We start from the raw sequence: 25,834 nt of genomic DNA, 5'->3' as shown, positions 1-25,834 counted from the left end.
CCCTTTGCCGGACGGTCTAATTTGAGGTGAGCGTTATAGCAGCGCGCGCCTCAGGCTCAAGCCGGGGACGAAGGCCCAGCAAGGGGGCGACACGTCCGATCAGTTCCGCAGCAACCGGAACGGCTGTCCACCCTGCCGTACGGCGCTTCTCGCCGTATGCCACGATTGAAGGTTCATCCAGCGTGACGATCAGCACGTATTTCGGATCATAAGCTGGAAAGATCGTCGCAAAGGTCGAGATCACTTTGTCATCGTAGTACCCACCGCGCGGTTTGGGCTTATCGGCGGTGCCTGTCTTACCCGCAACGTCATAACCAGCCACATCGCCAAAGCTGGCGGTGCCATCTGTGACCACCTTGCGCAACATCTGCTGCGCCTGGCGCGCCGCACTGTCAGACATAATGCGCGGACCGTACTGAGGCCCATTGCGCCGCAAGATCGTCGGGCTGACATAGTGCCCGCCATTGGCAATTGCCGCATAACCCGCCGCCAGATGCATCGGGCTCGTCGACAACCCGTGGCCATAGGAAATGGTCACAGTGCTAAGTTCGCCCCATTTCTTGGGTTTCAGCGGTTCGCCACCTGCGGCCTCGACAATCTCAAACGGGGTGGGCTCGAACATGCCCAGCGCCTTGAGGAACTGTTGCTGCCGCTGCGCGCCGATCTGCAAAGCCAGCCGTCCCGTGCCCCGGTTCGAGCTGTGGACGATCACATCCGCAACGCTGATCTCCCCATAGTTCTTGCCGTTGAACTCGCCAATCGGGAACCGCCCGATCCGCATTGGTCCGGACGTGTCGATGATCGTGTTGGAATTCACCAAGCCAAGCTGCACCGCCTGAGCCGCCGTGAAAATCTTGAAGACCGAGCCCAGTTCGTACACGCCCTGCACATAGCGGTTGAACAGCGGACTGTCCGAAGGATCGAACCCCGAGGTCGGCGGGCGCGGTCGGTCATTGGGATCAAAAGACGGTAGCGATGCAGCTGAGACGACCTCGCCCGTATGAGCGTTCATCAGAACGGCGGACGCGCCCTTGGCGTTCATGATCTTCATGCCGCCATACAGAACCTGTTCGACCGCCGCCTGTACCGTCAGGTCCAGCGACAGTTGCAGCGGCTTGTTGCCATTGGCAGGGTTGCGCAGATAGTCGTCGAATTGTTTCTCGACACCAGCCACACCGATCACCTCGGCGGCGCTTACGCCTTCGCGCCCAAAGCCCGAGCCACCCAGAATATGCGCGGCCAGCTTACCGTTTGGATAAAGCCGCATCTCACGCGGGCCGAACAGGATACCAGGATCGCCGATGTCATGCACAGCCTGTTTCTGCTCGGGCGAGATCCGTTTCTTAATCCACAGGAATTTACGGTCGCCTGTGAAGTCCTTGATCAGGCGTTCTTTTTCCAGATCAGGAAAAATCGCCACTAACTGGTCCGCAGCCGCCACCGGGTCAATCATCAAAGGCGGCTGGGCATAGACAGAATAGGTGTCCAGATTGGTCGCCAGAATGCGCCCTTCACGGTCAACGATATTGGCGCGCTGCATAGCAATTGCAGCACCGGGGGCACTGGCCAGCGGTTCCTGCGCCTCGGAGGTGGCGAGCATCCCCATGCGAAAACCAACGACCGAAAAGGCGCAGAAAAAGAACAGACCCAGCACCAAAAGGCGCCCTTCGGCCCGCGCACGGGCGCGGTCTTTCATGTCTTCGTGACGCTGGCGGATATTCTCGCGTTCGATGGCTTTGGGGTTCTCACCCTTGGCGCGGGCGTCGAGAATACGGGCCAGAGGACGGAGGGGCGTACGTGTCATGGAATCTGCACCTCGCCCAGCGCCTGAATATTGGTGATCGCTTCCAACTCAAAAGGATCAACACCCGGCAAGTCCGGGTCTTCGGCGTAGGAAACCTGGTCGGCGCGCCCAAACTGCTCGGCACGCAAGGGCAACAGGCCCAAGCGCTCAAAGTTCAAGTCAGCCAGTTCGCGAAGGCGGTCCGGACGGTTTAGATAGGCCCATTCGGCGTTCAACACCGCCAGACGTACCTGCGCCATACCGATTTCACGCTGCAATTTCTGCGTTTCCTTCACCACCTGCTGGGTGCGGTAATTTTCCTGATATGCCCACAAGGCCAGCCCAAAAACCGAAAGTGCGGTCAATACATACAATATGCTTTTCATTTTGCCTTTCCCCCAAGTTGCGGCATCCCAATGGCGCGGGCTTCAATTTCCCCCGCCGGAGCCTCAGTCCGTACCGCCACGCGCAGCTTGGCCGAGCGCGCGCGCGGATTTTCTTGCAATTCCTGCTCGTCCGGCCCCACCGCCTTGCGCGTTTTCAGCGTGAATTGCGGCAGCTCCTGTTCCATCTCGGGCGCATAGCGGTTGGCGCGCCCGGTTTTACCCGCCCGCGACTGAAAGAACCGTTTGACCATGCGATCTTCGATGGAGTGAAACGTCACCACGGCCAGTTGCCCGCCGGGCTTTAACGCCCGCTCGGCAGCCATGAGGCCTTGAAACAGTTCCTCATATTCTGCATTCACCGCGATCCGCAGCCCCTGAAAGCTGCGGGTCGCCGGGTGCGACTGCCCCGGTTTGGGGCGCGGCAGGCAGGATTCGATGATCTCGGCCAAACGAAGGGTCGTCGTGATCGCCTCCTCCGTACGCGCCTTGACAATGGCCTTGGCAATGCGGCGGCTGGCGCGTTCTTCGCCATAATGGAACAGAATATCGGCCAGTTGCGCTTCGGTTGCGGTATTGACCAGATCTGCAGCGCTTTCGCCCTCCTGGCTCATCCGCATGTCCAGAGGGCCGTCCTTCATGAAGGAAAAGCCCCGCTCGGCCATATCCAACTGCATGGAAGACACGCCCAAATCCAGCACGACGCCATCCAGATCCTGCGCATATTCGTCCATGCGCGAGAATACACCGGCCTGCATCACCAGCCGGTCACCATAGTCGCCCGCCCATTCGGCTGCCATCTCAAAGGCCAGCGAATCACGATCAACGCCGATGACCTTGTCAGCCCCGGCGTCCAGCAGACCGCGCGTATAGCCACCCGCACCGAACGTCCCATCCAGCCAGACGCCCGAAACAGGAGCCACAGCCGCCAGCAATGGGCGCAACAGAACAGGGATATGAGGCTTCTCGGACGAGGGAGTAGCGCCGGCCATGCCGTTACGCGTCCCCGGCGCCGTCTAGGAATTCCAGCGGATCGAAATCGTCCGGCTGATCATCCAACCACTCTTCGGCGGCGGCGAGTTCCTCGGATTCGTATGTTTCCGGCTTCCAGATTTGGAATGTATCGCCCGCGGCGATAAAGAAGGCCTCGCCCTCGAGACCGATTTTGCTGCGCAGCTTGGCCGGCAGCACCAGACGTCCGGTTTCATCCACGGTTGTTGGAAAGGACTGCCCGTGGAACATGCGCTGCAACATCTTCCGCTGCATCGACCCGCGCGGCAAAGCGTCGATCTTGGCATCGACCTCGTCGATCGCCTGCATTGTATAGCATTCCAGAAATTTGCGGCGATGGTCGCCGTAGACGATCACCAGTTCAGGTGTGTCACCGGGCTGCCAGTTCGGATCAGAGGATTCAAGCACGCGGCGAAACGAGGCCGGGATCGAGACCCTGCCTTTCGTATCCACCTTGTGGTGGCTTTCACCTCTAAACCTGCGCGCCAAGACGACTGTCCCTTTCGCTTGCGCCCCACTTGAACTTCGCGTCCCCCCCGGATGAAAAACGGCGGGTTGATCTGCTGCCACTGATCAACCCGCCGCATTGGCCCGCTGAGCGGGAAGTCCAGCTGCGCGCGCCACCTGGGGGGATGTCTGCTCGCCCGCGCGCCGGATCTCTTGAATGATGAAAGCGAGATGCCTGTATGAAACCTGTATTTTATTGGTTCGGGGTCGTTTGGTGCCCCATATGCCTCGTCCTCATCGGATGAATAAGGGATGCCATGGGAATTTATGGAAAGCAATGAAAAATTTCTCTGTAATATTGGTGATTCTAAAGTCAAACCTCAAAATTCGAGATCAAACAAAAGATGTAACCACAATATGTTGTTAGAATTACCCATGAAACGCCAATATATATACATTCCAGCGCATTTCCCTGAATTCCCATTAATTCCCAAAAAACTTTCCTATCAAGCAGGAATTCAAGGAAATCGGCATTTAGGCAACAGATTTTCGGGACGAATCGATGGCGATGAATCGCAGGCTTTCCATAAGATCCGTTGGGCAATCAACGCTTCGCCCATGAATTCCCATGCCCTTCTGGGGCAATAGTTCAGCAGCGCGACTACAAAAGCATCGCTAAACGGATGCACAAATTTCGGAAACTCCGCACAAAGATTTCGCAGAAAACCCGCATCAAGGATCAAGCTGACATTTCTTCCGAAAAGTGTAAAAGCTGAAAACCTTTATTTTTAAGGCACTTTCTTCCCTAAAACGCCAACCGGTTGATATCCATGCATTTGCTGCATAGCGGCATTGACGACGCGAACCATTGTGCAATCGCAGCATTTGCCTATTTTCAATCTCAAGCAAACGCCGGAACGCCCGGCAACACGGAAACACACAGGTTTTACTCATGGCCGCAGCAACACATCAAACCGCGCTCAAAAGTTCACCGGCAACCGGCATGGCTTCATTGATCGACGCGGCAAAGATCCGGTTCGCGCGCTATCGCGTCTACCGTCGGACAGTGAATGAACTGTCCGAATTGTCGAACCGAGAGCTGGCTGATTTGGGCCTGCACCGCTCGATGATCCGGCGCCTTGCGCTGCAAGCGGCCGAAGAGCAATTCGCGCGCACTTAAGCGCAACCATATACCGAGATCAGGTCCTTCCTCCTCCCTTTAGGACCTGTATTTCAGCGGCGGCATCTCTCCTCCTCCCTGATGTCGCCGCAGATTATACCGGCCCTGAACGCCGGAACGCGATACACCGGGTTCTCCTCCTCCCTTTCCCGGTGTTGAAAGCGCGCGGCGACGTCTCTCTTCCTCCCTGACGTCGCCGCGACTTAAACATACCGGGATCAGACCCGGGTTCAGATACATCAGGGCTCTCCTCCTCCCTGCCCTGATGTTGAAAGAGCGCGGCGACACCTCTCCTCCTCCCTGGTGTCGCCGCGACTTAGACATACCGGGATCAGACCCGGGTTCAGATACATCAGGGCTCTCCTCCTCCCTGCCCTGATGTTGCAAAGAACGGCGGTTCCCCTCCTCCTCCCTGGGAACCGCCGTTTTTCTTTCTTCGGCCCATTTTGTATGGTGATGGAGTGTTGGCTTAGTTCTGGAGCATTCCATGGCCGCGTATTTCATCGCTCAGATATCGATCCACGATCGCGACGGGTATCAGAAATATCTGGAAGGCTTCACGCCCATCTTTGATCGACACGGAGGGCGCCTGCTGACGGTCTCGTCAAAACCGGTCGAAGTGATCGAAGGCGTTTGGGAAAAAGATGGGATCGTTCTGATGGAGTTCCCCAGCCTCGAAGCCGCAAAGGCATGGAAAGACGACCCCGACTATATCGAGCTGGCCAAAATCAGGCAGAATACAGCCTCAGCCAATTTAGTTCTGGTTGACGGATTGTGACCGCTAAAACGGCACGTCGTCCTTGGCGGTCAGGAAACGCGCAACCACCTTTTTGACGCCTGCCTTGTCGAAATCGACCTCTACCTTGTCGCCCTCGATACCGATCACCGCGCCGTAGCCGAACTTCTGGTGAAAAACCCGCTCACCCAGAGTGAAACTGGCCACTGCGGTCGCATCAATCACCGTATTTCGGCTTTCGCGGGGCTGAGACATCCCATATTGCCCCTGACGCGCCTGCATCCGCTTCCACCCCGGTGAGTTGTAGACATCCGCCTTTACCGCGCGGGTTTCAATAGTCGCCGCCGGTTGAGCGCCGCCATAAAGCCCCGGAGGCGTCAACACTTCCACATGATCCTCGGGCAATTCGTCGATGAAGCGCGATGGCATCGCATTCTGCCACTGCCCGAACACCCGCCTATTGGCCGCGAAGGAAATCGTACAGACCTCTTCAGCGCGCGTGATGCCCACATAGGCCAGACGTCGCTCTTCCTCCAAACCCTTTAGGCCGGATTCGTCCATCGATCGCTGCGAGGGGAACAGACCATCCTCCCACCCCGGCAGGAACACGGCTGGAAACTCCAAACCCTTGGCCGCGTGCAGCGTCATGATCGAGACTTTGGCCCCGTCGCCGTCCTGCTCATTGTCCATGACCAGACTGACATGCTCCAAGAACCCCTGCAGGTTCTCGAAATTGTCCAACTGGTTGACCAGTTCCTTGAGGTTTTCCAACCGCCCCGGTGCCTCGGGCGTCTTTTCATTCTGCCAATGGGCCGTATAGCCGGATTCGTCCAACACGATCTGCGCCAGTTCGATATGCGAGACCTCGGGCTCACCAAACCGCAGCGGAGCACCGTCGTCGATGACCGAGTCATCCTCGACCTCGATCCGCGGCCCGCGCGTCATCGCATTCCAACGCGCCAGCCCCTCGATCAATTCGCGCAGCGCCTTGCCGCCTTTGCCCTTGATCAGCCCATTGTCGACCGCAATCCGCGCCCCATCGACCAGCGACACGCCATTTTCGCGCGCGGTCATCTGGATCGTCTGCTGCGCCTTGTCGCCCAAACCACGTTTGGGCGTGTTCACGATCCGCTCGAACGCCAGATCGTCGCCGGGGCTGACCACAAGCCGGAAATAGGCCATGGCATCGCGTATCTCCATCCGCTCATAGAACCGAGGGCCACCGATCACCTTGTAAGGCAACCCGATGGTCAGAAACCGATCCTCGAACGCGCGCATCTGGTGCGAGGCGCGAACAAGGATGGCGATTTCATCCAGATTCATCGGACGAATCCCACGCGTGCCACCCTGCAGCGCGTCGATTTCCTCACCAATCCAGCGCGCCTCTTCCTCGCCATCCCAATGGCCGATCAGGTTGACCTTGTGACCGTCTTCTGCATCCGTCCAAAGCTCTTTACCCAAACGGTTTTCATTGCCGCGAATGACGTTCGAGGCGGCAGCCAGAATATGCGGGGTCGAGCGGTAATTCTGCTCTAGCCGCACCACAAACGCGCCGGGAAAGTCCTTTTCGAACCGCAAGATGTTACCCACCTCGGCCCCGCGCCAGCCATAGATCGACTGGTCATCATCGCCCACGCAACAGATATTCTTGTGCCCCCCGGCCAGCAGTCGTAGCCACAGATATTGAGCGACGTTGGTGTCCTGATATTCGTCCACGAGGATGTATCGGAACCAGCGTTGGTACTGTTTCAACACATCCTCGTGCTGCTGAAAGATCGTGACCATGTGCAGCAACAGGTCGCCGAAGTCGACGGCGTTCAGCTCCAGCAGTCGGCGCTGATACGCGGCGTAGAGCTCAATGCCTTTGTTGTTATACGCTCCGGCATCTGCAGCGGGCACTTTGTCGGGCGTCAATGCGCGGTTCTTCCAATCGTCGATAATTCCGGCCAACATACGCGCCGGCCAGCGCTTGTCGTCAATATTGGCTGCCTGAATCAATTGCTTGAGAAGACGCAACTGGTCGTCGGTGTCCAGAATGGTGAAGTTCGATTTCAAGTGAAGCGCTCGATCGGAAACTTGCTCTTGTGGACGAGGAACTGGTCCAACATCATAGTTTGAGGCTTCTTGCATCCCCAATGGATCGACAAGCCCATCAGATTTGTCTGCGGCCGGAAGCACCTGACCATCTCCAACCAATTCCGCATGTCGGCGCAGCAGCTTGACGCAAATTGAGTGGAAGGTACCCAGCCAAGGCATTCCCTCGGCCGGCTGGCCCAACAATCGACCCACACGGTTTTTCATTTCGCGCGCGGCCTTGTTCGTGAATGTCACCGACAGAATCTCATTCGGGCGGGCTCGCCCGGTGCTGAGCAGATGCGCGATCCGCGCTGTCAGCGCTTTGGTTTTACCCGTTCCCGCCCCGGCCAACATCAGAACTGGACCGTCCAAACGCTCCACCGCCTCGCGCTGCGCGGGGTTCAAATCGTCCAGATAGGGGGAAGGTCGCGCAGCCATCGCGCGCGCGGACAGGGATGCGCCCTCGAAGGCGTCCATTTCGTCGGAACTGCTCATACCCGCAAACTACGCCGGATCAGTCCCGAGGGAAAGAGTTTGTTCACCCCTTGTTCGCAAAGAGTTTTGTAGAAGGTTCCAATCAATTCTAATCAACTCCTCTGATTTGCGCAGACAAAAGTTAACCTTCCGTCAAAGCTTGCACCTGATGCTTCCAGCCAAAGAAGTGGGAGCGCGAAAATGGAAACCAATACAGAAACAACCGGGGCATCCCGCTTGAAAATGGCCGCCATCATATTGACTTTGATGGCTCTGACTGCGGTGTCCGGCTGGGGAATCTATGCGGTACCAACGCCGGTCGTAGACCGGATGCTGGAAGCAGACCTGCGTAAAGAAGCAACGCAACTGGGCAAACAAGTCACCTCTCATCTTAATGATGTAGAAGCCACGTTCCAGACGGGATCTATTGGAATTCATGACCAGGAGTTTCTGGAACTGTTGCCGGCGACTTCGGACATCTACCGATTTAAACTGTTCAATGCGGATGGCGGCGTGTTCTGGTCGACCCGGTCTGCGGACGTGGGAACCGTGAATTCCAAGCCCTATTTTCAATCTGTTATCCGGCAGGGAAATATCTATTACAAACACGAAGAAAAACCTCTGACCGAAGTCGACGACTATGAAGGAACGGCCATTCACGCCTCTGGTCCTGAAACCCGTCATGTGGCCGAAATCTATACGCCAATCATCCGCGACGGTGAGTTTCTTGGCGCGATCGAATTCTATTCCGACATCACCGATGTTCGAAATCTGTTCATTGATCGCGTTCGCTTGTCGCTTTTCATTCTAAGTGCCGTTGCGCTTCTGGCCTTCAGTATCGTGACGCTGGTTGTCTATCGCAGCAACCGCCGACAGATGCGTAGCCTACGCGGGCGTGCGGTGAAAGAGCGCCAATTGATGGATGAACAACTCCGCCTGGCCCGCGAAGTTCGGTTACTGGGCGAATTGAACGAGTGGCTGCAATCCAGCCAGTCTCTAGATGAGCTTTTCGACATGGTTTCACGGTTTATGACGCATATCCTGCCCGAGGCCGAGGGGAGCGTCTATGTTTATTCGAACTCCCGCGATGTGCTGGATGGCTGCGCCAGTTGGAACGGGGCAGAGCATAAGGCGCATATTCATCCTGAAGGCTGTTGGGGCCTGCGGCGCGGCCGCACCTATGAGTTCGGCGCGTCCGAAATTGATTTCGTCTGCGAGCACGCCGAACCGCATGATGGTCGCCCGTATTTCTGCTTTCCGATCCTCGCACATGGCGAAACTGTCGGATTGCTGCACTTGCGAGCGTTGGAGGGGCGTAAAGATTGCTTCCATTCCAGCAAAAAACTGGCTCAACTTTGCGCCGAACAGATCAGTATGGCGATTGCCAACGTGCGGATGCGTGATCAACTGCATGACCAATCTGTCCGCGACCCGCTGACCGGGCTTTTCAATCGCAGACACATGACAGAGACTTTGCGCAAGTCCATCAACCGCAGCCAACAGACCGGTGCCCCGCTGAGCTTGATTGCAGTGGATGTGGACCATTTCAAGAAGTTTAACGACACCCATGGGCATGATGCGGGTGACATGGTTTTACGGGCGGTTGGCTCGGCGCTGGAGCAAGGATGCGACCGGGACGAGGTCGCTTGCCGGATCGGAGGAGAGGAATTCATGTTGATCCTGCCGGACAATCGCCCAGAGGATGCGGTAACCCGCGCAGAACACTTGCGTCAGGCGGTCGAGGCGGTCACGGTTCGCTACGGTGAAAAGGCGTTGCCGCGCATCACGATTTCGGTTGGCGTGGCCCATTATCCGGCCCATGGGGCAATGCCGCAGGACCTGATGCGCGCGGCGGACGACGCCCTATATGCGGCCAAGGACAAAGGGCGCAATCAGGTGCAGGTGGCCGGCGATGCGCAGAACGCACCAGAAGCTCTTCGTCCCGTGAAAACCGCTTTGGGCAAAGCAAAACCTTAAAATCCTTGCCGAATCGCCCGTTTGGTCAGATCAAACGGCATGGATCTACACAGCCTCTACCCCGGCATAGCCGACCTGAAACGCCGTGCGCAGCGTCGTATCCCTCATTTCGTATGGGAATATCTGGACAGTGGCACGGGAGTCGAAGCGACCCTGCGCAGGAATCGTGTCGGATTAGATCGCCTGGGGTTCGCACCTTCGATCCTGCACGGCCCAATCGAATGCGACACACAGGTGGAATTTCTGGGTCGCACCTATCCTATGCCTGTTGGCGTCGCGCCTATCGGGATGGCGGGATTGATCTGGCCGGACGCCGAGGGGCTGCTGGCCCGTGCAGCCGCAGCAGCCAGACTGCCCTTCACGCTGTCGAATGTCGCCGCCCAAAGCCCCGAGGATGTCGCCCCGCATCTGGGCAATGACGCGTGGTTTCAACTGTATCCGCCAAAAGACCCGGATATCCGGCGCGACCTGTTGGACCGGGTTCGGCAAGCCGGGTTCTCAACCCTTGTACTGACCGCAGATGTTCCGGTTGCGTCCAGACGCGAACGGCAGACACGCTCCGGGCTGACCAATCCGCCGAAGCTTACACCAAAGCTACTGGCTCAGATCGCACAACGCCCGGCTTGGGCCATGGCCATGGCACGCAGCGGGCCTCCGCGTATGCGGACTTTGGACAAATATACCGACAACTCAAGCAACCTGCCTCCGACGGCGCATGTGGGTTACCTACTCAGAACTTCGCCGGACATGGAATATGTGCACTGGCTGCGCGATGCGTGGGACGGGCCGCTGATCGTCAAGGGCGTGATGCGCCCCGAAGATGCCGAGCCGTTGAAGCAAGCGGGGGTGGACGCGTTGTGGGTCTCGAATCACGGGGGGCGGCAATTTGATGGCGCGCCAGCCGGAATAGACGTGCTGCCCACCATCCGCGCGGCAACCGACCTGCCGCTAATCTTCGACAGCGGCGTTGAAGGCGGCCTCGATATCTTGCGTGCGCGCGCCTCCGGAGCGGATTTTGTCATGTTGGGACGGGGCTTTATGTATGCCCTGGCCGCGCTGGGTGCTGCGGGACCAGCGCATGTCATCGACATATTACGACAGGATCTGAAGGCCAATATGGGACAACTAGGAGCCCGAACGCTGGAAGAAATCCCACCAATTTTAACGTTGGATTGATGCTGCACCGCAGCATGTGTATGAAGAAAGCGCCACAAAAGGGCGTTTGCGAGCGTTAACATGCCGGTTCTACCCAGAACGACTGATATACGCGCACGTATTGTCCGCCTATCAACACGGCCAAACCACAAAGACCGGGACAGACAATGACCGACTTCAAAAAGATCCTGATTGCCAACAGGGGCGAGATTGCCATTCGCGTAATGCGCGCAGCCAATGAGATGGGCAAACGCACCGTTGCCGTCTTTGCAGAAGAAGACAAGCTGGGCTTGCATCGCTTCAAGGCGGATGAGGCCTATCGCATTGGCGAGGGGCTGGGCCCGGTTGCTGCTTACCTCAGCATTGACGAAATCATCCGCGTTGCCAAGGAATGCGGTGCAGACGCGATCCACCCCGGCTATGGGCTTCTGTCGGAAAATCCGGACTTCGTGGATGCCTGCGTGCAGAACGGCATCACTTTCATCGGCCCCAAGGCTGAAACCATGCGCGCCCTTGGTGACAAAGCGAGTGCCCGCAAGGTTGCCATCGCCGCTGACGTGCCGGTTATCCCCGCCACGGAAGTTCTGGGCGACGATATGGCCGCGATCAAAGCCGAAGCCGCCGAGATCGGGTACCCGTTGATGCTGAAAGCCAGCTGGGGCGGCGGTGGACGCGGGATGCGCCCCATCAACTCGGAAGACGAGTTGGAAGAAAAGGTTCTGGAAGGCCGCCGCGAAGCCGAAGCCGCCTTTGGCAATGGCGAGGGGTATCTGGAAAAGATGATCACCCGCGCCCGCCACGTCGAAGTTCAGATACTGGGCGACAAGCATGGCGAGATTTATCACCTATACGAACGTGACTGTTCAGTTCAGCGCCGCAACCAGAAGGTCGTGGAACGCGCCCCTGCCCCGTATCTGAGTGAAGAACAACGTGCGGAAATCTGCGAGCTGGGTCGCCGCATCTGCGCTCATGTAAACTATGAATGCGCGGGCACGGTTGAATTCCTGATGGATATGAATACCGGCAAGTTCTACTTCATCGAGGTGAATCCGCGCGTACAGGTCGAACACACTGTCACCGAAGAAGTCACCGGCATCGACATCGTCCAGGCTCAGATCCTGATCGCAGAGGGCAAGACACTGGCCGAAGCCACCGGCAAAGCCAACCAAGATGAGGTACAACTGAACGGTCACGCCCTGCAAACGCGCGTAACGACCGAAGATCCGCTGAACAACTTTATCCCGGATTATGGCCGCATCACTGCCTATCGCTCGGCCACTGGTATGGGCATCCGGCTGGATGGCGGCACGGCCTATGCGGGCGGGGTGATCACGCGGTATTATGACTCGCTGCTGACCAAGGTTACTGCCTGGGCGCCAACGCCCGAGAAAGCAATTGCGCGGATGGACCGCGCGCTGCGCGAATTCCGGGTGCGCGGTGTTTCGACCAATATTGCGTTTGTCGAGAATCTGCTGAAACACCCGACCTTCCTGTCGAATGAATACACCACCAAATTCATCGACGAAACACCAGACCTGTTCACCTTCAAGAAACGCCGTGACCGGGGCACCAAGGTTCTGACCTATATCGCGGATATCACCGTTAACGGGCATCCCGAAACCAAAGACCGCCCAATGCCACGCGCCGATCTGAAAGACGCGCGCCCACCTGCGTTGAAGGGTGAGCCCAAGATGGGCACCCGCAACCTGCTGGAACAGAAAGGTCCGCAGGCTGTTGCCGACTGGATGAAAGCGCAGCGCCAGCTGCTGATCACCGACACCACCATGCGTGACGGGCATCAGTCGCTGTTGGCCACCCGGATGCGCTCGATCGATATGATCAAAGTGGCCCCGACCTATGCTGCGAACCTGCCGCAGTTGTTCTCAGTCGAATGCTGGGGCGGTGCGACCTTTGATGTAGCCTACCGCTTCTTGCAGGAATGCCCGTGGCAGCGCTTGCGCGACCTGCGCGAAGCGATGCCGAACCTGATGACCCAGATGCTGCTGCGCGGCGCGAACGGTGTTGGCTACACCAACTACCCCGACAACGTGGTGCAGGAATTCGTCCGTCAGGCGTCGCAGAATATCGACGTGTTCCGCGTGTTCGACTCGCTGAACTGGGTCGAGAATATGCGCGTGGCGATGGATGCAGTCGTTGAGAACGGAAAGATCTGTGAGGGCACCGTTTGTTATACCGGTGATATTCTAGACCCGGATCGCTCGAAGTATGACCTGAAATACTATGTCGGCATGGCGAAAGAGCTGCGCGATGCAGGTGCTCATATCCTTGGCCTGAAAGATATGGCGGGTCTGCTGAAACCGGCCTCGGCCAAAATCCTGATCCGCGCGCTGAAAGAAGAGGTCGGTCTGCCGATCCACTTCCACACGCACGACACTGCTGGCATCGCAAGCGCCACCATTCTGGCCGCGTCCGAGGCGGGCGTGGACGCGGTGGATTGCGCGATGGACAGTTTCTCGGGCAACACCTCGCAAGCGACGCTGGGTACCGTGGTCGAAGCGCTGCGCCATACCGAGCGTGATACCGGTCTGGACATCAAAGCCATCCGCGAAATCAGCGATTACTTCGAGGCGGTGCGCGGCCAATACGCCGCCTTCGAATCCAGCCTGCAGGCCCCAGCCTCCGAGGTCTACCTGCACGAAATGCCCGGCGGTCAGTTCACCAACCTCAAAGCGCAGGCGCGCAGCTTGGGGCTGGAGGAACGCTGGCACGAGGTCGCCCAAATGTATGCCGACGTGAACCAGATGTTCGGCGATATCGTCAAGGTGACGCCCTCGTCCAAGGTGGTTGGCGACATGGCGCTGATGATGGTCAGCCAGGGCCTGACCCGTGCTGACGTGGAAAGCGCGGATACGGATGTGGCCTTCCCCGACTCGGTCGTGGACATGATGCGCGGCAATCTGGGCCAGCCTCCGGGCGGGTTCCCGGACACGATCATCAAGAAGGTGCTAAAGGACGAATCGCCCAACACCCAGCGCCCCGGCAAGGACGTGCCTGCGGTCGATCTGGAAGCCACCCGTGCAGATCTGTCCAAGCAGTTGGATGGCAAAGAGGTCGACGACGAGGACCTGAACGGCTACCTGATGTATCCCAAGGTCTTCCTGGATTACATGGGCCGCCACCGCACATATGGTCCAGTCCGTACTCTGCCTACCCGCACCTTCTTCTATGGTATGAATCCGGGTGAAGAAATCACAGCCGAGATCGACCCCGGAAAGACGCTGGAAATCCGGTGTCAGGCCATTGGCGAGACAGATGAGAACGGCGAGGTCAAAGTCTTCTTCGAACTCAACGGGCAACCCCGCGTCATCCGCGTGCCAAACCGATTGGTGACCGCGTCCACACAGGCTCGCCCCAAGGCCGAAGCGGGCAACCCAAACCACGTGGGCGCTCCGATGCCCGGTGTTGTGGCCACTGTCAGCGTGACTTCAGGTCAGGAGGTAAAAGAAGGCGATCTACTGCTCACCATCGAAGCGATGAAGATGGAAACCGGCATCCATGCCGAACGCGACGCTGTGGTGAAGGCCGTCCATGTCCAGCCAGGCGGTCAGATTGACGCTAAGGACCTACTGGTCGAACTGGAATGAACGACCTAGTTTAGCTTCCAACTGGAGGGCCGCCCGGAAATCCGGACGGCCCTTTTCATGCGTCAGGGAGAAAAACATGCTGTCCATCACACCTATCTACGCCGCCGTCCTGGCGCTCATCTACATCGCTCTCGGCGGTTGGGTCATCACTAAACGCCGTGGCCACAAGATCTCTTACGGTGATTCCGGCAATAGCGAGATGCTCAAGGCGATCCGAACCCATTCCAACTTCGTCGAATACACCCCGTTCGCGCTGCTGCTGATCGCCATGGTCGAGCTTCAGGGCGCAAGCGGCCTGCTCGTCAATCTGCTGGGGCTGAGTTTGCTGGCCGGGCGCGTCCTGCATGCCTATGGGTTCGGCAAAACCCCGCAGATCGTTATCTTTCGACAGCTTGGTATGGTGCTGACATTCACCGCTCTTCTGGTCGCCGCTCTCGCGAACCTTGTTCTGGCGCTTTAGCCGCTGTTGCCGGGATCATCCCATCAGAACGCGTGTTTCAATCTTCGGAGCTTTCATAAGCTCCGGTTCCGCCTCGCCCAACCGGTCACCGTCCTGCACGCAAAATGCAGATGTCAAAACAATCAATGCGGCTAACAACGCCATTTTCATGTCTGCTATACGCGTCATATCCTCTGCTCCATCCTGTTGGTTTTGCAACGCTCTATGACTTGAACACGTCAGACCGGCATTTCCGTCGAAAGATTTTTCCTTTTTTTTGTATTTTTCCGCTTGCAGCCCCGCGTGGGAATTTATACATCCCTCCTCACTCAACGGCGCGGGCGTAGCTCAGGGGTAGAGCATAACCTTGCCAAGGTTAGGGTCGGGCGTTCGAATCGCCTCGCCCGCTCCATTGAGAGGTCTCCGGACCAAAACATATGTATCTGATGCGGGCGTAGCTCAGGGGTAGAGCATAACCTTGCCAAGGTTAGGGTCGGGCGTTCGAATCGCCTCGCCCGCTCCAGATACAGCATTTTTTCAAACTTTACTGGTGTCTTGCGGGATGTTGCGTCATTCTGAGGTCGTTAACGATTGCAGGATGTTATTATGTCCAACTACACCATCCGCCCTCTGACCGAGGCGGAAGTCAAACAAGCCGTGGACTGGGCTGGCCGCGAAGGCTGGAACCCCGGGGTCCACGATGCCGAGTGTTTCAGGCCCACAGACCCCGACGGATTTATGGGCGGTTTTCTGGATGGGGAGATGGTCGCTTCGGTCTCAGCCGTGAATTACGACGATGCGTTTTCCTTTCTGGGATTCTACATTGTCCGACCGGAATATCGCAGCCATGGTCACGGGCTTGAAATCGCAGGCCACGCGCTGGCCCATTGCGAAGGCCGCAATATGGGGCTGGATGGAGTGGTCGAACAGCAGGACAACTATCGCAAATCCGGCTTCACATTTGCCTACAACAACTACCGCTTCGGCGCGCGGGTTCGGGATGTGCTGCCCAAGCTGGGGCAAGTTCTGGGCAATGGTGTAGCCTCGCTGTCAACCGCCAGCGACGCTCTCAAAGCCTATGACCGCCAACTGTTTCCAGCGGCGCGCGACAACTTCCTGCAAAGCTGGCTTGGAGCCACCAGCCATATCTCTCGGGTTTATACCGAGAGTGGCCAGATCAGGGGCTATGCCACCCTGCGCCCCTGCAAGACGGGCTACAAGGTTGGCCCGCTGTTTGCCGACGACGCTGCAATAGCGCAGGCGCTGCTGGCAAGCCTCTTGGCAGCCATTCCCGTGGATCATCGCGATCACGATGTCTTTGTCGACATGCCGCAACCCAATGTGGCAGCATTCGCCATGGCCGATCAACTGGGATTGGACAAAGTGTTCGAAACCGCGCGGATGTATTCCGATCACGAACCGGATATCGACCTCAGCCGGATCTTCGGCGTGACAACGTTTGAACTGGGTTAGAACGCCTTGAACGTCATTGTAGTCAGTGATCGTTCGATGCCGGGAATCACCAGCAGATTTTCGTTGATGAAATGGCCCACATCCTCTGCCTCGGGGATGTAAAGCTTCAGCAACAGATCGTATTCGCCGCTGGTCGAGTACAGCTCGGAGTGGATTTCGCGCAGAGCGATTTCTTCGGCCACTTTGTAAGTGGTGCCGGGTTTGCAGCGGATCTGGATGAAAACGCAGGTGGACATGGGCCGGACCTTGTTGGTTTGAGTTGCTCGCAAGCTGGCACGGGGCGGGCCGGGGTGCAATCCCCTGCAACAGATTGCGGCGAATGCTGCATGCGCTCTGGATATGGCCGCCCTACCCCGTCTATAAGCGCGCCTGTAGCAAAAGGAATTCGCCCATGCGCAGCGCAAAGATCAGCCGTCAGACCGCCGAGACCGAGATCACCGTCGAGGTCAATCTGGATGGCACCGGCACCTATGACAATCAGACCGGTGTGGGGTTCTTCGATCACATGCTGGATCAGCTGGCGCGTCACTCGCTGATCGACATGACCATCCGCGCCAAGGGTGACTATCACATCGACGACCACCACACGGTCGAGGATACCGGCATCGCGCTGGGTCAGGCGCTGACGCAAGCACTGGGCGACAAGAAAGGCATCCGTCGGTACGGCGAATGCCATCTGCCTATGGATGACGCACAGGTGCGTTGCGCGCTGGATCTATCGGGCCGTCCGTTCCTGATCTGGAACGTGGACCTGCCGACAGCCAAGATCGGCACGTTCGACACCGAGTTGGTGCGCGAATTCTTTCAAGCGCTCAGCACCCATGGCGGCGTCACGCTGCATATTGACCAGCTGCACGGTTTCAACAGCCACCACATCGCCGAGGCCGCCTTCAAGGCCGTCGCCCGCGCCCTCCGCCTGGCGGTCGAGACCGACCCGCGTAAGGCGGATGCGATTCCGTCCACGAAAGGCGCGCTGTAAATGCTGACAGCGATCATCGACTACGAAAGCGGCAACCTCCACTCGGCCGAAAAGGCGTTTCAGCGCATGGCGCGGGAATTGGATGCGGGTGAGGTTGTTGTGACCTCGGATGCAGATGTCGTAGCGCGCGCCGACAGGTTAGTCTTGCCCGGTGACGGAGCCTTTCCGGCCTGTGCGGCCGAACTGCGTGGGCACAAGGGTATCCACGACGCTATGGTTGAAGCGGTGGAGCAAAAAGGTCGCCCGTTTCTGGGCATTTGCGTCGGGATGCAGCTGATGGCGTCAACGGGCCACGAATACACTGACACCGACGGACTGGGCTGGGTTGCGGGCGATGTTGTGCGGATTGAGCCGTCAGACAGCGCGCTGAAAGTGCCGCATATGGGCTGGAACGATCTGGTGCTGGAAAGCGATCACCCGGTGTTTGACGGAGTGGAATCCGGCGATCACACCTATTTCGTCCATTCCTACCACTTCAGGGTCACCGACCCGGCGCAGCGTCTGGCTTATGTGGACTATGGGCAGGAGGTCACGGCCGTGATCGGCCGTGACACAATGGTTGGAATGCAGTTCCACCCTGAAAAAAGTCAGGATGTGGGGCTGCGCATGATCGGAAACTTCCTAACCTGGGCCCCATAAGGGCTTACTGAACGCGCGACCAGGTCTGGCCGCGGCAGATCAGACCACCCGCGACACAGCCTTTGACGGTCAACGAGTTGCCGCTCAGCGCCATTTTCGAGTTATACGTCTTGTCGCGGTCCGGTGCCCAGATCTTACCGTTGTCATAGGCTCCGCCACCTTCGGGAATCATGTCCCAGATCATCTGTTTGCCGTCATGCTCGTAGTTCAATACCTGGTTGCCTGACGCATCAAAAGCGCTATCGATGGTGCCGCAGATTGCGCTGCCGCACTCGGCAATCGACACGTGCAGATATTCGCCGTCATCACCGGGCTCTGTTTTCCAGATGCCATCTACAGGATCGGCGGACGCGGCGGTTGCCAGTGCCGTCAGGGCTGCTGCCGCAAGGATCGTGTGTTTCATAGAAATCTCCCTTTTACCCCCATAGTCTGTCCCGAATATCGGTCTGTGAGCAACTATGACCCCGCGTCGCGTTGCATCCCCTACCTGCCTTGTGCGATATCCCGCCACAACGACAGTGAAAGAAGGCCCGATATGATCCTTTACCCCGCCATCGACCTCAAAGACGGCCAGGCCGTGCGCCTGTTGCGCGGTGAAATGGACAAGGCAACAGTGTTCAATGACGACCCCGCGGCGCAGGCTAAAGCCTTTGTCGATGCCGGGTGCGAATGGCTACATCTGGTTGATCTGAACGGTGCTTTTGCCGGTGAGCCGGTCAATGCTGCTCCGGTCGAGGCGATTCTGGCCGCCTGTAAAGTTCCTGCGCAGCTGGGCGGTGGGATTCGTGACCTGAAAACGATCGAAACCTGGATCAGCAAGGGGCTCGCTCGCGTGATTCTGGGCACCGTGGCGGTCGAAAACCCCGATCTGGTCCGCGAAGCGGCGCGCGAATTCCCCGGCAAGGTCGCCGTGGGAATCGACGCACGCAACGGCGTGGTCGCCACCAAAGGTTGGGCCGAGGAAACAGACGTGCAGGTCACAGACCTTGCCCGCAGTTTTGAAGACGCAGGCGTCGCGGCCATCATCTATACCGATATCAACCGCGACGGCGCGATGCAGGGCCCGAATATCGAGGCCACCGCCGCCCTCGCCCGCGCCGTATCGATCCCGGTGATCGCTTCGGGTGGTGTCAGTTCGTTGGACGATCTGATCGCCCTGCGCGATTGTGGCGTAGAGCTGAATGGCGCCATCTCGGGCCGTGCACTCTATGATGGCGCGATTGACCTGAACGAGGCCATTCGCGCTCTAAAGTGACTTACTGTGCGGCAGCGGCGGTCAGCTTGGCCAGCGCGCCGCGCATCTTTTCGACGACGGGCGCGTTAGAGACGCCATTCAAATCGTCCAAGGTCTCTTTCGGGTCCTCATAGGCCAGCCAGACCTGCCCCTCGGCGTCCTCATAAGCCTGAACCTTCAGCGGCAGGAACAGCCCGGCGCGCGGATCGATCTGCATGGCGGGCGTGCCCAGCGCAGGGTTGCCGAAGATCAGCACCTGATTGGCTGGAATTGGCGTGCCCACCTTCTCGGCCCCTGCGGCGTGGTCAACGCGGGCAAAGACCGTTGCGCCTGCATTGCCAACGGCAGCCTCGAGCGCGTCCAGCGCCTCGGTCACGGATTTGTCTGTTTCAACTTTGATGATGTCGTCTGCCATGGCGGACAGTGCCCCTCCGAATGTGAGTATTGAAGCCAGAATAAGATGTCGCATCTCGATAATCCTTTTCATGAATTTCATCCTTAATTTCCACGGCTTCGCGGCAGATCACAATCACAAGTCTGGCATCGGCGGGGCTTTGCCGTTACAGGTGCGCCAACAAAGGACATCGCCATGCTGAAAACCCGCATCATTCCCTGCCTGGACGTCGCTGATGGCCGCGTAGTCAAAGGCGTAAACTTCGTGGGTCTGCGCGATGCCGGCGATCCGGTGGAATCGGCCAAAGCCTATGATGAGGCTGGTGCGGATGAGATCTGTTTTCTGGACATCCACGCCACCCATGAAAACCGAGGCACCATGTTCGATGTAGTGCAGCGCACCGCGGAACAGTGTTTTGTCCCACTGACCGTGGGCGGCGGCGTGCGCACCAAGGATGACGTTCGGGCGCTGCTGCTAGCGGGGGCGGACAAGGTCAGCTTCAACTCGGCCGCCGTGGCCAACCCCGCTGTCATCGCCGAAGCAGCGGACCAGTTCGGCAGCCAGTGCATTGTCTGCGCCATCGACGCCAAAACCGTCAGCCCCGGCAAGTGGGAGATTTTCACGCATGGCGGTCGCAAGCCCACTGGTATTGACGCTGTCGAGTTTGCCAAAACCGTTGTCGCCAAGGGCGCGGGTGAGATTCTGCTGACTTCGATGGACCGCGACGGCACCAAGGCGGGGTTCAACCTGCCCCTGACCCGCGCGATTTCCGATGCGGTGGACGTGCCGGTGATCGCCTCGGGCGGGGTCGGCAATCTGGACCATCTTGTCGAAGGCGTGACCGAAGGCGGGGCCAGCGCCGTCCTGGCAGCCTCGATCTTCCATTTCGGCGAATACACCATCCGCGAGGCCAAGGAACACATGGCCGCCGCAGGCATCCCGATGAGGCTGACATGAGCATACTGCACGATCTGGCCGCCACGATTGAGTCCCGCAAAGACGCTGACCCCGACAGCAGCTGGACCGCCAAGTTGTTGGCGAAGGGCCCCGAAAAATGCGCCGAGAAGTTCGGAGAAGAGGCCATCGAGGCGATTATCGAAGCCACCAAAGGCGACGTGAAAAAGTTGACGTCAGAGGCTGCGGACGTACTGTATCATCTGCTTGTCATGCTGGCGGCCCGCGACGTGGCGCTAGACGATGTGCTGACTGAACTGGCTCGCCGTCAAGGCATCAGTGGCATCGCAGAAAAAGCTGCGCGTTCAAAGGGGTGACGACCGTCACAATCGCGCTTTAAGATGGCTGCATGACCCTTCGCTTAGGAATCTTGGCGTTGATCAGGCCGATTTTGTTCATGCTGGCCCTTGTTGTACTGGGCGCTTGCGCGACCGCTCCTCGGTCGACGCCGGAGGATGTGCAGCGTTTGGCCACTGAAATACGAAGCCTCGGGCCGGGCATCGACCCTGAAGAGGCTGACCGGGCGGCCCAGATCGCCTATGCCTATACCGCACAGTTGGCGCAGGAATATCAGATCACCGATCCTCCGTTGATCCATAATGCCAAGGTCAACAAGGGCCTGCGTCCCCGCGGGCTGTGCTGGCACTGGGCCGAGGACATCGAACGCCGCCTGGATCAGGAACAGTTCCGAACGCTTGAGATGCACCGCGCCATTGCGAATGCCGACAACCCATTTCGAATCGACCACAGCACAGCGATCATCAGCCGCAAGGGCGAGACGATGTATGACGGCGTGATTCTGGACCCCTGGCGGTATGGTGGCGTCCTGTTTTGGTCCCCCCTGCCCGAGGACACCCGATATGACTGGGTCCCGCGCGAGACCGTTCTGGAAAAACGACGCGCCGAACAATACGGTGCACTGCTGCCCTATGCAGGCGAATAGCTCAAAGCTTGGATGAGATCACTCCGGTGGCGAACCCACCCATACGCAGTTCTCCGAACAGGCGTTGGTATTCGATCTTGGGGCAACGGTTCATCACAACATCAACCCCGCGCGCCTGCGCCTTGGCGGCCGCTTCGGGATGTTCTACGCCGATCTGCATCCAGATCGTGCGCAGGTTCGGGAAGGCGTCCAACGCCGCGTCGACGATCGGGGGAACCGCCTCGGACCGGCGAAAGATATCGACCATATCGACCGGTTCGTCGATTTCAGACAGGGACGCCCGCACCGTATTGCCGAACAAGTCTTTACCCGCATGTCCGGGATTGACCGGAATGACCATGTAGCCCTTCAACGAAAGGTAGCGCGCCACGTAGTAGCTGGGGCGCACAGGATTCATCGACACACCAACAACGGCCACTGTCTTGGTACGTTTCAGGATGTCAGTCAGGAAAGCATCGGTATAGTCGGTCATGCGGCCACCTTATGCGCCAAGGACCAAAGAAAAAAGCGCCCAGGTAAAGACCTGGGCGCAAGGTGTTGGAACGAGGGACAGTGAAATGACCCGCGGCAGTTCCGTTCCGCGGTCACTGTGACATTTAAGCATGTCTTGGTTAAAAAAAAGAGGGGGTACGCATTTTTGTGATGACAGATCACGAAAAGCGGAACTTCGCCTAGTTTTCGTAAAGGACAACGGGCCAATGCGCCTCGGCCATTTCGATGTAACCGGCAGTATCCTGTATCCAAATACGCTCAATCTCGCGCGAGTGAGTCAGATAGAGCCGCCCGTCAATCACACGCCACAGGGCTGGGTCGGTACTGACCAGCTCACCCTGTGCCATCGCATAGGCGCAATAGCCGCCGAATTGCGGGGCGTAGGCCCGTGGGTTCATCTCAAAAGCGGCTTGGTTTTCGGCGCTTGCAAAGTGCCATTCAGCCCCTTTCCACACGACCGAATACTCTGGCAAACCGCGAACAGGTGCACCATCCCCGAAATAGGACACCACATCATAGCCGGCCAGAGCTGCACCGTCCGTTTTGTAGAAAACGGGCAATTCCTGCGCAAACGCGGCAGGAGCAATCATAGCGGCACAAATTGCACCAAAGAGAAAACGTCGGTTCATCATCATAGCGCTTTCATTAGAAAGTCAGGGTATCAAGATGCAATTCTTTAACGCATCTGAAACCCCAATTAACGCGGATGTGAACGGTCGTGCCCGAATAAACTGAGTTAGTCGAAAATATCCTCTATCACATCCCACGCCTCATCGAACACGCGCGAGAATACGCCCTTTTTCTTCTTCTTTTTGGCTTTCCGTGGCTTTTCGTATCTGCGATCCGGTTTGGGCTCGGACAGTTTACGCTTGGGCACCATTTTCAGGTCGTGCAAGGGGGCGCCGCAGCTTGAGCAACTAAGCTCATGGCGCTGCTTGCCTTTCAGCACCAATGCGGCCCGCGTGCCGCAATAGCAGCAGGTGGCAATTTTCGAAGGGGTGGAAATGGCGCGCTCCTGTCTATCTGTGTCTCGATGCATATAGGGCAATCGCCGCCGCATTTGAGACGTTCAGAGACCCAAAACCGCCCGCCGCGTCGATTTTCACCAGATGATCCACGGTTTCCTTGGTCTTTTGCCGCAATCCCGGCCCCTCAGCCCCCAGCACCAAGGCGACCGGCTGGTCGAACCGGCCATCTAGCGTCTCTTCAATTGTTTGCTCGGCCTCTCCGTCCATGCCCAGGACCAGAAAACCCATATTCTGCAACTCGACAATGGTATCGGCCAAATTGCGCATGCGCAGGTAAGGTTGCCGCTCCAACGCGCCGCTGGCCGTTTTGGCCAAAGCGCCAGTTTCCGGGGCCGAGTGATGCCGCGTGCCGATGACCGCACTGGCCCCCAGGACCTCGGCCGAGCGCAGAATCGCCCCCACGTTATGTGGGTCGGTTACACGGTCCAGCAGGATGACACGCGGGTGTTCACGCCCGATACAGTTCTCGGCCAATCCGCCCCAGTCCAGCGGCTTGACCTCAAGCGCCGCGCCCTGATGTACCGAGCCGAGATCGATTGGAGCCGTAAATTTTCGCGGATCGACCATTTCGGCCTCGACCCCTGCAAATTCAATGGCTTCGTTCAACTTGTCACGGGCATTCCGGGTTACGATCAGGCGCAGTTTCTGTCGTTTCGGGTTCATCAGGGCATCGCGCACAGCGTGCAGGCCGAACAGCCACACGGTTTCAGAAGCCGCCGCCTTGCGCGCATGTTCCTTTTCAACGACCCACTTGGGTTTCTTCATTTCTTGGGCCTCCGGGCCGGGAATTCGGTTTCCTGCGCCAAAGCGGTATTTTCCTGTTGACGCTCGTTTAAGGCGCTAGTAATCACGCCTCCACGTCAGGTGCAACGCCTGACAGTGGGCGACAGGCCGCAAGGTGTGGCAGGGGACTGTAACTCCCTCGCGGAGACGCACGCCTGGTTCGATTCCAGGGTCGCCCACCATCTTCCCCAGATGGTGACAAAGCGCAACATGCTGCATTCGGTGCGTCGCGTTTTCTGGCTTTCCCGATCGCCTTTTTGCAAAAAAAGCCCTTGGCGGACCAAAGACGTTTTGTCGACTTACCTGCGAAGGACTTGGCTTAGGCAGCATCAGCCCTTTGTGCGGAAACGCGGTTGAACCAGTCGATGATCGCATCCAGATCTGGTGCAATTTCTTCCGCGGCACCGCCGGTAAAGTCCTGAAATTTCTCTTTGTTCAGGCCATTCACGCCGACCAGAACCGGGATGTCCTGTGCCAGTGCCTCGGCGATGACGGGACGAAAGCCGCGCCCGTCGGCTTCGTGCTTCCCGAATTTGTTGACGATCAGCAACTGCGGCGCATCCTCTAGCGAGGCCGTGACATAGCCCACGGCTTGCTCCAGCGCGGCAGGGTCCAGACGGCAGCCGCGAGACTGCGTTCCCAGCGATTGCGAGATGCGGATAGTCTCACCTTCGGGCAGGACACGCACGTCCATATCGCACTTGGTGTTGTCGGCGCATTCGGTGTTGGTTTGCACCACACCCGACAGCCGGGCACCGGATTTCAAAAGCTGTTCTGCGGCCGCACTTAACAAGCGGTCGGTCGCGCCGCGATCGGTGGTGGTTACATAGGCCAGGTACATTCAGGGACCCTCGTCGTAAAACTGTGACATTCCAGATAGCACGCAAGATACGGTCCGGCCACTCTTCTGCGCTACGGCAGCGGAGAAAGCCCGATCACAGCTGCGTGCAGGTGAAGCAGAACCGCAAAAGCGGCAAGTGATGCTAGCCAGACCCAAAGGGGTGGCCAGGGATGCGGGGCGCGTAGGGAAAAGCGCGCGGTGTTACGGGACAGGCGAATCCATTCGATGCCCATCTCGCGGGATTTGCGCTGGTCGATCAGAGCCATACCCATTGCGGCAAAGCCCCCAAACAGACCGAACAAGATCACATGCGACAGGCTGCCATTGGCCAGCAGATGCGCCAGTGCCCAAAGCATCAGCGCCACCAGCACCGGATGGCGCGTGCTGCTCAGGATGCCCGGGTTTTCCGGATCAAACGCGCGCTGACCCAGCCCGCCGAACGAGAACGGGTTCTGGATCGCCATCCCGGAGACGGCCAGCCAGCAAACCACCGGCATGACCAGCAAAGGCACCCAGCGGAAAAGCGCCCAAGGCGGGATTACCTCGACATACGGCGCCCGGGCGGCAGCGATAATCAACCAGCCCAAAACCAGAAGTGACAGCACAGAATAAGCCGCGAAGTACCCCTTGCGCCCCAGCGCCGTGATCAAATGCCCGCGTACGGCGGGACGCGCCGGGATGGCATGTGTCAGCAGAAAGGTGATCAGCGCTGCAAGGAAAAGAACCCAACCGGTCATAAGATGCTCCGAACCTGTTGCGTCCGGTTTAGCCCCGTTGGATGGGGCCGTCTTTGTCCGAAATCAAGTGG

29 protein-coding genes and 3 tRNA genes are annotated in these 25,834 nt (G+C 58.3%); 17 read left to right on the top strand and 15 right to left on the bottom strand.

The features are described 5' to 3' along the window. Nucleotides 1-16 precede the first annotated feature (16 nt). Genes ACR3E7_RS02170 through mraZ form a run of 4 tightly spaced genes read right to left on the bottom strand, consistent with a single transcriptional unit; the run spans nucleotide 17 to nucleotide 3,666 of the window. Nucleotides 17-1,804 (bottom strand): peptidoglycan D,D-transpeptidase FtsI family protein, encoded by a 1,788-nt coding sequence (locus ACR3E7_RS02170; RefSeq protein WP_480503169.1) that lies wholly within the window; start codon nucleotides 1,802-1,804, stop codon nucleotides 17-19. Further along, the gene (gene ftsL, locus ACR3E7_RS02165; RefSeq protein ID WP_170769203.1) at nucleotides 1,801-2,169 is read right to left on the bottom strand and encodes a cell division protein FtsL; all 369 of its coding nucleotides are present in this window, start codon (nucleotides 2,167-2,169) and stop codon (nucleotides 1,801-1,803) included. Before ftsL ends, ACR3E7_RS02170 begins: the two co-directional genes overlap by 4 nt. Then, entirely contained in the window at nucleotides 2,166-3,158 is a 993-nt protein-coding gene (gene rsmH / locus ACR3E7_RS02160) for a 16S rRNA (cytosine(1402)-N(4))-methyltransferase RsmH (protein WP_480503171.1), read from the bottom strand. The genes ftsL and rsmH overlap by 4 nt, the downstream gene beginning before the upstream one ends. A gap of 4 nt (nucleotides 3,159-3,162) precedes the next feature. Then, a complete protein-coding gene (gene mraZ / locus ACR3E7_RS02155) occupies nucleotides 3,163-3,666 on the bottom strand; it encodes a division/cell wall cluster transcriptional repressor MraZ (RefSeq protein ID WP_170769201.1) in 504 nt (167 codons plus the stop codon). Nucleotides 3,667-3,936: 270 nt separating this feature from the next. On the opposite strand from mraZ, the gene ACR3E7_RS02150 reads away from it, so the two are divergent. From ACR3E7_RS02150 to ACR3E7_RS02140, 3 genes are all read left to right on the top strand, one after another. After that, entirely contained in the window at nucleotides 3,937-4,272 is a 336-nt protein-coding gene (locus ACR3E7_RS02150; protein ID WP_480503172.1) for a hypothetical protein, read from the top strand. A gap of 304 nt (nucleotides 4,273-4,576) precedes the next feature. Then, nucleotides 4,577-4,804: a DUF1127 domain-containing protein gene (locus ACR3E7_RS02145; RefSeq protein ID WP_170769200.1), complete on the top strand. Its 228-nt coding sequence runs from the start codon at nucleotides 4,577-4,579 to the stop codon at nucleotides 4,802-4,804. Nucleotides 4,805-5,291: 487 nt separating this feature from the next. Beyond that, on the top strand, nucleotides 5,292-5,582 hold the full coding sequence (locus ACR3E7_RS02140) for a DUF1330 domain-containing protein (protein ID WP_480503173.1): 291 nt from the start codon (nucleotides 5,292-5,294) through the stop codon (nucleotides 5,580-5,582). Nucleotides 5,583-5,585: 3 nt separating this feature from the next. On the opposite strand, the gene ACR3E7_RS02135 is transcribed toward ACR3E7_RS02140, so the two are convergent. Then, on the bottom strand, nucleotides 5,586-8,111 hold the full coding sequence (locus ACR3E7_RS02135) for an ATP-dependent helicase (protein ID WP_480503174.1): 2,526 nt from the start codon (nucleotides 8,109-8,111) through the stop codon (nucleotides 5,586-5,588). A 180-nt stretch (nucleotides 8,112-8,291) separates the two neighbouring features. Here ACR3E7_RS02135 and ACR3E7_RS02130 point away from each other — a divergent pair, with 180 nt between their 5' ends. The 4 genes from ACR3E7_RS02130 to ACR3E7_RS02115 all read left to right on the top strand — a co-directional run bounded on the left by ACR3E7_RS02130 (nucleotide 8,292) and on the right by ACR3E7_RS02115 (nucleotide 15,287). After that, nucleotides 8,292-10,067 carry a sensor domain-containing diguanylate cyclase gene (locus ACR3E7_RS02130; RefSeq protein WP_480503175.1) on the top strand — a complete coding sequence of 592 codons (1,776 nt, stop codon included), beginning with the start codon at nucleotides 8,292-8,294 and terminating at the stop codon, nucleotides 10,065-10,067. A 39-nt stretch (nucleotides 10,068-10,106) separates the two neighbouring features. Further along, nucleotides 10,107-11,243 (top strand): alpha-hydroxy acid oxidase, encoded by a 1,137-nt coding sequence (locus ACR3E7_RS02125; RefSeq protein ID WP_170769196.1) that lies wholly within the window; start codon nucleotides 10,107-10,109, stop codon nucleotides 11,241-11,243. A 146-nt stretch (nucleotides 11,244-11,389) separates the two neighbouring features. Continuing rightward, the gene (locus ACR3E7_RS02120) at nucleotides 11,390-14,827 is read left to right on the top strand and encodes a pyruvate carboxylase (RefSeq protein WP_480503177.1); all 3,438 of its coding nucleotides are present in this window, start codon (nucleotides 11,390-11,392) and stop codon (nucleotides 14,825-14,827) included. A 76-nt stretch (nucleotides 14,828-14,903) separates the two neighbouring features. Then, nucleotides 14,904-15,287: an MAPEG family protein gene (locus ACR3E7_RS02115; protein WP_480503178.1), complete on the top strand. Its 384-nt coding sequence runs from the start codon at nucleotides 14,904-14,906 to the stop codon at nucleotides 15,285-15,287. Nucleotides 15,288-15,302: 15 nt separating this feature from the next. Here ACR3E7_RS02115 and ACR3E7_RS02110 read toward each other — a convergent pair whose 3' ends face one another. Then, complete coding sequence (locus ACR3E7_RS02110; protein WP_480503179.1) at nucleotides 15,303-15,599, bottom strand: hypothetical protein; 297 nt, start codon at nucleotides 15,597-15,599, stop codon at nucleotides 15,303-15,305. Between the two features lie 4 nt (nucleotides 15,600-15,603). On the opposite strand from ACR3E7_RS02110, the gene ACR3E7_RS02105 reads away from it, so the two are divergent. The 3 genes from ACR3E7_RS02105 (at nucleotide 15,604) to ACR3E7_RS02095 (ending at nucleotide 16,739) form a co-directional block, all read left to right on the top strand. Beyond that, a tRNA-Gly gene (locus ACR3E7_RS02105) sits at nucleotides 15,604-15,678 on the top strand. 36 nt (nucleotides 15,679-15,714) lie between these two features. After that, nucleotides 15,715-15,789: transfer RNA gene (locus ACR3E7_RS02100), tRNA-Gly, on the top strand. An 83-nt stretch (nucleotides 15,790-15,872) separates the two neighbouring features. Then, nucleotides 15,873-16,739 carry a GNAT family N-acetyltransferase gene (locus tag ACR3E7_RS02095; protein ID WP_170784086.1) on the top strand — a complete coding sequence of 289 codons (867 nt, stop codon included), beginning with the start codon at nucleotides 15,873-15,875 and terminating at the stop codon, nucleotides 16,737-16,739. Here ACR3E7_RS02095 and ACR3E7_RS02090 read toward each other — a convergent pair. Then, nucleotides 16,736-16,975 (bottom strand): Lrp/AsnC family transcriptional regulator, encoded by a 240-nt coding sequence (locus tag ACR3E7_RS02090; protein WP_170769191.1) that lies wholly within the window; start codon nucleotides 16,973-16,975, stop codon nucleotides 16,736-16,738. The two genes, ACR3E7_RS02095 and ACR3E7_RS02090, sit on opposite strands and share 4 nt — an antisense overlap. Before the next feature lie 155 nt (nucleotides 16,976-17,130). Between ACR3E7_RS02090 and hisB the strand changes: the two genes are divergently transcribed. Beyond that, nucleotides 17,131-17,718 (top strand): imidazoleglycerol-phosphate dehydratase HisB, encoded by a 588-nt coding sequence (gene hisB / locus ACR3E7_RS02085; protein ID WP_170769190.1) that lies wholly within the window; start codon nucleotides 17,131-17,133, stop codon nucleotides 17,716-17,718. Continuing rightward, nucleotides 17,719-18,357 carry an imidazole glycerol phosphate synthase subunit HisH gene (gene hisH / locus ACR3E7_RS02080; RefSeq protein WP_480503180.1) on the top strand — a complete coding sequence of 213 codons (639 nt, stop codon included), beginning with the start codon at nucleotides 17,719-17,721 and terminating at the stop codon, nucleotides 18,355-18,357. A gap of 4 nt (nucleotides 18,358-18,361) precedes the next feature. On the opposite strand, the gene ACR3E7_RS02075 is transcribed toward hisH, so the two are convergent. Next, complete coding sequence (locus tag ACR3E7_RS02075; protein WP_480503181.1) at nucleotides 18,362-18,760, bottom strand: DUF2147 domain-containing protein; 399 nt, start codon at nucleotides 18,758-18,760, stop codon at nucleotides 18,362-18,364. A 132-nt stretch (nucleotides 18,761-18,892) separates the two neighbouring features. Here ACR3E7_RS02075 and hisA point away from each other — a divergent pair, with 132 nt between their 5' ends. After that, a complete protein-coding gene (hisA, locus tag ACR3E7_RS02070) occupies nucleotides 18,893-19,612 on the top strand; it encodes a 1-(5-phosphoribosyl)-5-[(5-phosphoribosylamino)methylideneamino]imidazole-4-carboxamide isomerase (protein ID WP_480503182.1) in 720 nt (239 codons plus the stop codon). Between the two features lies 1 nt (nucleotide 19,613). On the opposite strand, the gene ACR3E7_RS02065 is transcribed toward hisA, so the two are convergent. Continuing rightward, on the bottom strand, nucleotides 19,614-20,006 hold the full coding sequence (locus tag ACR3E7_RS02065) for a DUF302 domain-containing protein (RefSeq protein WP_170769827.1): 393 nt from the start codon (nucleotides 20,004-20,006) through the stop codon (nucleotides 19,614-19,616). A gap of 174 nt (nucleotides 20,007-20,180) precedes the next feature. Here ACR3E7_RS02065 and hisF point away from each other — a divergent pair, with 174 nt between their 5' ends. Genes hisF through ACR3E7_RS02050 form a run of 3 tightly spaced genes read left to right on the top strand, consistent with a single transcriptional unit; the run spans nucleotide 20,181 to nucleotide 21,882 of the window. Continuing rightward, a complete protein-coding gene (hisF, locus tag ACR3E7_RS02060) occupies nucleotides 20,181-20,942 on the top strand; it encodes an imidazole glycerol phosphate synthase subunit HisF (protein WP_170784078.1) in 762 nt (253 codons plus the stop codon). Then, nucleotides 20,939-21,256 carry a phosphoribosyl-ATP diphosphatase gene (locus ACR3E7_RS02055; RefSeq protein WP_170788310.1) on the top strand — a complete coding sequence of 106 codons (318 nt, stop codon included), beginning with the start codon at nucleotides 20,939-20,941 and terminating at the stop codon, nucleotides 21,254-21,256. The genes hisF and ACR3E7_RS02055 overlap by 4 nt, the downstream gene beginning before the upstream one ends. A 32-nt stretch (nucleotides 21,257-21,288) precedes the next feature. Then, on the top strand, nucleotides 21,289-21,882 hold the full coding sequence (locus ACR3E7_RS02050; RefSeq protein WP_237217130.1) for a hypothetical protein: 594 nt from the start codon (nucleotides 21,289-21,291) through the stop codon (nucleotides 21,880-21,882). A gap of 1 nt (nucleotide 21,883) precedes the next feature. Here the strand turns inward: ACR3E7_RS02050 and ACR3E7_RS02045 are convergent, their stop codons facing one another. The 4 genes from ACR3E7_RS02045 to rlmB form a co-directional block, all read right to left on the bottom strand. Beyond that, nucleotides 21,884-22,354: a CoA-binding protein gene (locus ACR3E7_RS02045; RefSeq protein ID WP_480503183.1), complete on the bottom strand. Its 471-nt coding sequence runs from the start codon at nucleotides 22,352-22,354 to the stop codon at nucleotides 21,884-21,886. Between the two features lie 199 nt (nucleotides 22,355-22,553). Then, nucleotides 22,554-23,003 carry a YHS domain-containing (seleno)protein gene (locus ACR3E7_RS02040; RefSeq protein ID WP_480503184.1) on the bottom strand — a complete coding sequence of 150 codons (450 nt, stop codon included), beginning with the start codon at nucleotides 23,001-23,003 and terminating at the stop codon, nucleotides 22,554-22,556. A 107-nt stretch (nucleotides 23,004-23,110) separates the two neighbouring features. Continuing rightward, nucleotides 23,111-23,413 carry a hypothetical protein gene (locus ACR3E7_RS02035; RefSeq protein WP_480503185.1) on the bottom strand — a complete coding sequence of 101 codons (303 nt, stop codon included), beginning with the start codon at nucleotides 23,411-23,413 and terminating at the stop codon, nucleotides 23,111-23,113. Further along, on the bottom strand, nucleotides 23,394-24,167 hold the full coding sequence (gene rlmB, locus ACR3E7_RS02030; protein WP_480503186.1) for a 23S rRNA (guanosine(2251)-2'-O)-methyltransferase RlmB: 774 nt from the start codon (nucleotides 24,165-24,167) through the stop codon (nucleotides 23,394-23,396). The genes ACR3E7_RS02035 and rlmB overlap by 20 nt, the downstream gene beginning before the upstream one ends. A 116-nt stretch (nucleotides 24,168-24,283) precedes the next feature. Here rlmB and ACR3E7_RS02025 point away from each other — a divergent pair. After that, nucleotides 24,284-24,367, top strand: a tRNA-Tyr gene (locus tag ACR3E7_RS02025). 137 nt (nucleotides 24,368-24,504) lie between these two features. Here ACR3E7_RS02025 and ACR3E7_RS02020 read toward each other — a convergent pair. After that, nucleotides 24,505-25,026: a DUF2478 domain-containing protein gene (locus tag ACR3E7_RS02020; protein ID WP_170784067.1), complete on the bottom strand. Its 522-nt coding sequence runs from the start codon at nucleotides 25,024-25,026 to the stop codon at nucleotides 24,505-24,507. A gap of 71 nt (nucleotides 25,027-25,097) precedes the next feature. Next, nucleotides 25,098-25,763 (bottom strand): NnrU family protein, encoded by a 666-nt coding sequence (locus tag ACR3E7_RS02015; RefSeq protein WP_480503187.1) that lies wholly within the window; start codon nucleotides 25,761-25,763, stop codon nucleotides 25,098-25,100. Between the last annotated feature and the right edge of the window lie 71 nt (nucleotides 25,764-25,834).

The organism is Ruegeria sp. BK1, from assembly GCF_056535645.1.
The sequence above is the reverse complement of the archived record's forward strand: the minus strand, read 5'-3'. Positions and strand labels throughout refer to the sequence as shown.

Bases quoted from the DNA above. Each gene is read 5' to 3' on its own strand.
- ACR3E7_RS02170 (WP_480503169.1), bottom strand. From the start codon at position 1,804: ATGACACGTACGCCCCTCCGTCCTCTGGCCCGTATTCTCGACGCCCGC.
- ftsL (WP_170769203.1), bottom strand. From the start codon at position 2,169: ATGAAAAGCATATTGTATGTATTGACCGCACTTTCGGTTTTTGGGCTG.
- rsmH (WP_480503171.1), bottom strand. From the start codon at position 3,158: ATGGCCGGCGCTACTCCCTCGTCCGAGAAGCCTCATATCCCTGTTCTG.
- ACR3E7_RS02150 (WP_480503172.1), top strand. From the start codon at position 3,937: ATGCCATGGGAATTTATGGAAAGCAATGAAAAATTTCTCTGTAATATT.
- ACR3E7_RS02145 (WP_170769200.1), top strand. From the start codon at position 4,577: ATGGCCGCAGCAACACATCAAACCGCGCTCAAAAGTTCACCGGCAACC.
- ACR3E7_RS02140 (WP_480503173.1), top strand. From the start codon at position 5,292: ATGGCCGCGTATTTCATCGCTCAGATATCGATCCACGATCGCGACGGG.
- ACR3E7_RS02135 (WP_480503174.1), bottom strand. From the start codon at position 8,111: ATGAGCAGTTCCGACGAAATGGACGCCTTCGAGGGCGCATCCCTGTCC.
- ACR3E7_RS02130 (WP_480503175.1), top strand. From the start codon at position 8,292: ATGGAAACCAATACAGAAACAACCGGGGCATCCCGCTTGAAAATGGCC.
- ACR3E7_RS02125 (WP_170769196.1), top strand. From the start codon at position 10,107: ATGGATCTACACAGCCTCTACCCCGGCATAGCCGACCTGAAACGCCGT.
- ACR3E7_RS02120 (WP_480503177.1), top strand. From the start codon at position 11,390: ATGACCGACTTCAAAAAGATCCTGATTGCCAACAGGGGCGAGATTGCC.
- ACR3E7_RS02115 (WP_480503178.1), top strand. From the start codon at position 14,904: ATGCTGTCCATCACACCTATCTACGCCGCCGTCCTGGCGCTCATCTAC.
- ACR3E7_RS02095 (WP_170784086.1), top strand. From the start codon at position 15,873: ATGTCCAACTACACCATCCGCCCTCTGACCGAGGCGGAAGTCAAACAA.
- ACR3E7_RS02090 (WP_170769191.1), bottom strand. From the start codon at position 16,975: ATGTCCACCTGCGTTTTCATCCAGATCCGCTGCAAACCCGGCACCACT.
- hisB (WP_170769190.1), top strand. From the start codon at position 17,131: ATGCGCAGCGCAAAGATCAGCCGTCAGACCGCCGAGACCGAGATCACC.
- hisH (WP_480503180.1), top strand. From the start codon at position 17,719: ATGCTGACAGCGATCATCGACTACGAAAGCGGCAACCTCCACTCGGCC.
- ACR3E7_RS02075 (WP_480503181.1), bottom strand. From the start codon at position 18,760: ATGAAACACACGATCCTTGCGGCAGCAGCCCTGACGGCACTGGCAACC.
- hisA (WP_480503182.1), top strand. From the start codon at position 18,893: ATGATCCTTTACCCCGCCATCGACCTCAAAGACGGCCAGGCCGTGCGC.
- ACR3E7_RS02065 (WP_170769827.1), bottom strand. From the start codon at position 20,006: ATGGCAGACGACATCATCAAAGTTGAAACAGACAAATCCGTGACCGAG.
- hisF (WP_170784078.1), top strand. From the start codon at position 20,181: ATGCTGAAAACCCGCATCATTCCCTGCCTGGACGTCGCTGATGGCCGC.
- ACR3E7_RS02055 (WP_170788310.1), top strand. From the start codon at position 20,939: ATGAGCATACTGCACGATCTGGCCGCCACGATTGAGTCCCGCAAAGAC.
- ACR3E7_RS02050 (WP_237217130.1), top strand. From the start codon at position 21,289: ATGACCCTTCGCTTAGGAATCTTGGCGTTGATCAGGCCGATTTTGTTC.
- ACR3E7_RS02045 (WP_480503183.1), bottom strand. From the start codon at position 22,354: ATGACCGACTATACCGATGCTTTCCTGACTGACATCCTGAAACGTACC.
- ACR3E7_RS02040 (WP_480503184.1), bottom strand. From the start codon at position 23,003: ATGAACCGACGTTTTCTCTTTGGTGCAATTTGTGCCGCTATGATTGCT.
- ACR3E7_RS02035 (WP_480503185.1), bottom strand. From the start codon at position 23,413: ATGCATCGAGACACAGATAGACAGGAGCGCGCCATTTCCACCCCTTCG.
- rlmB (WP_480503186.1), bottom strand. From the start codon at position 24,167: ATGAAGAAACCCAAGTGGGTCGTTGAAAAGGAACATGCGCGCAAGGCG.
- ACR3E7_RS02020 (WP_170784067.1), bottom strand. From the start codon at position 25,026: ATGTACCTGGCCTATGTAACCACCACCGATCGCGGCGCGACCGACCGC.
- ACR3E7_RS02015 (WP_480503187.1), bottom strand. From the start codon at position 25,763: ATGACCGGTTGGGTTCTTTTCCTTGCAGCGCTGATCACCTTTCTGCTG.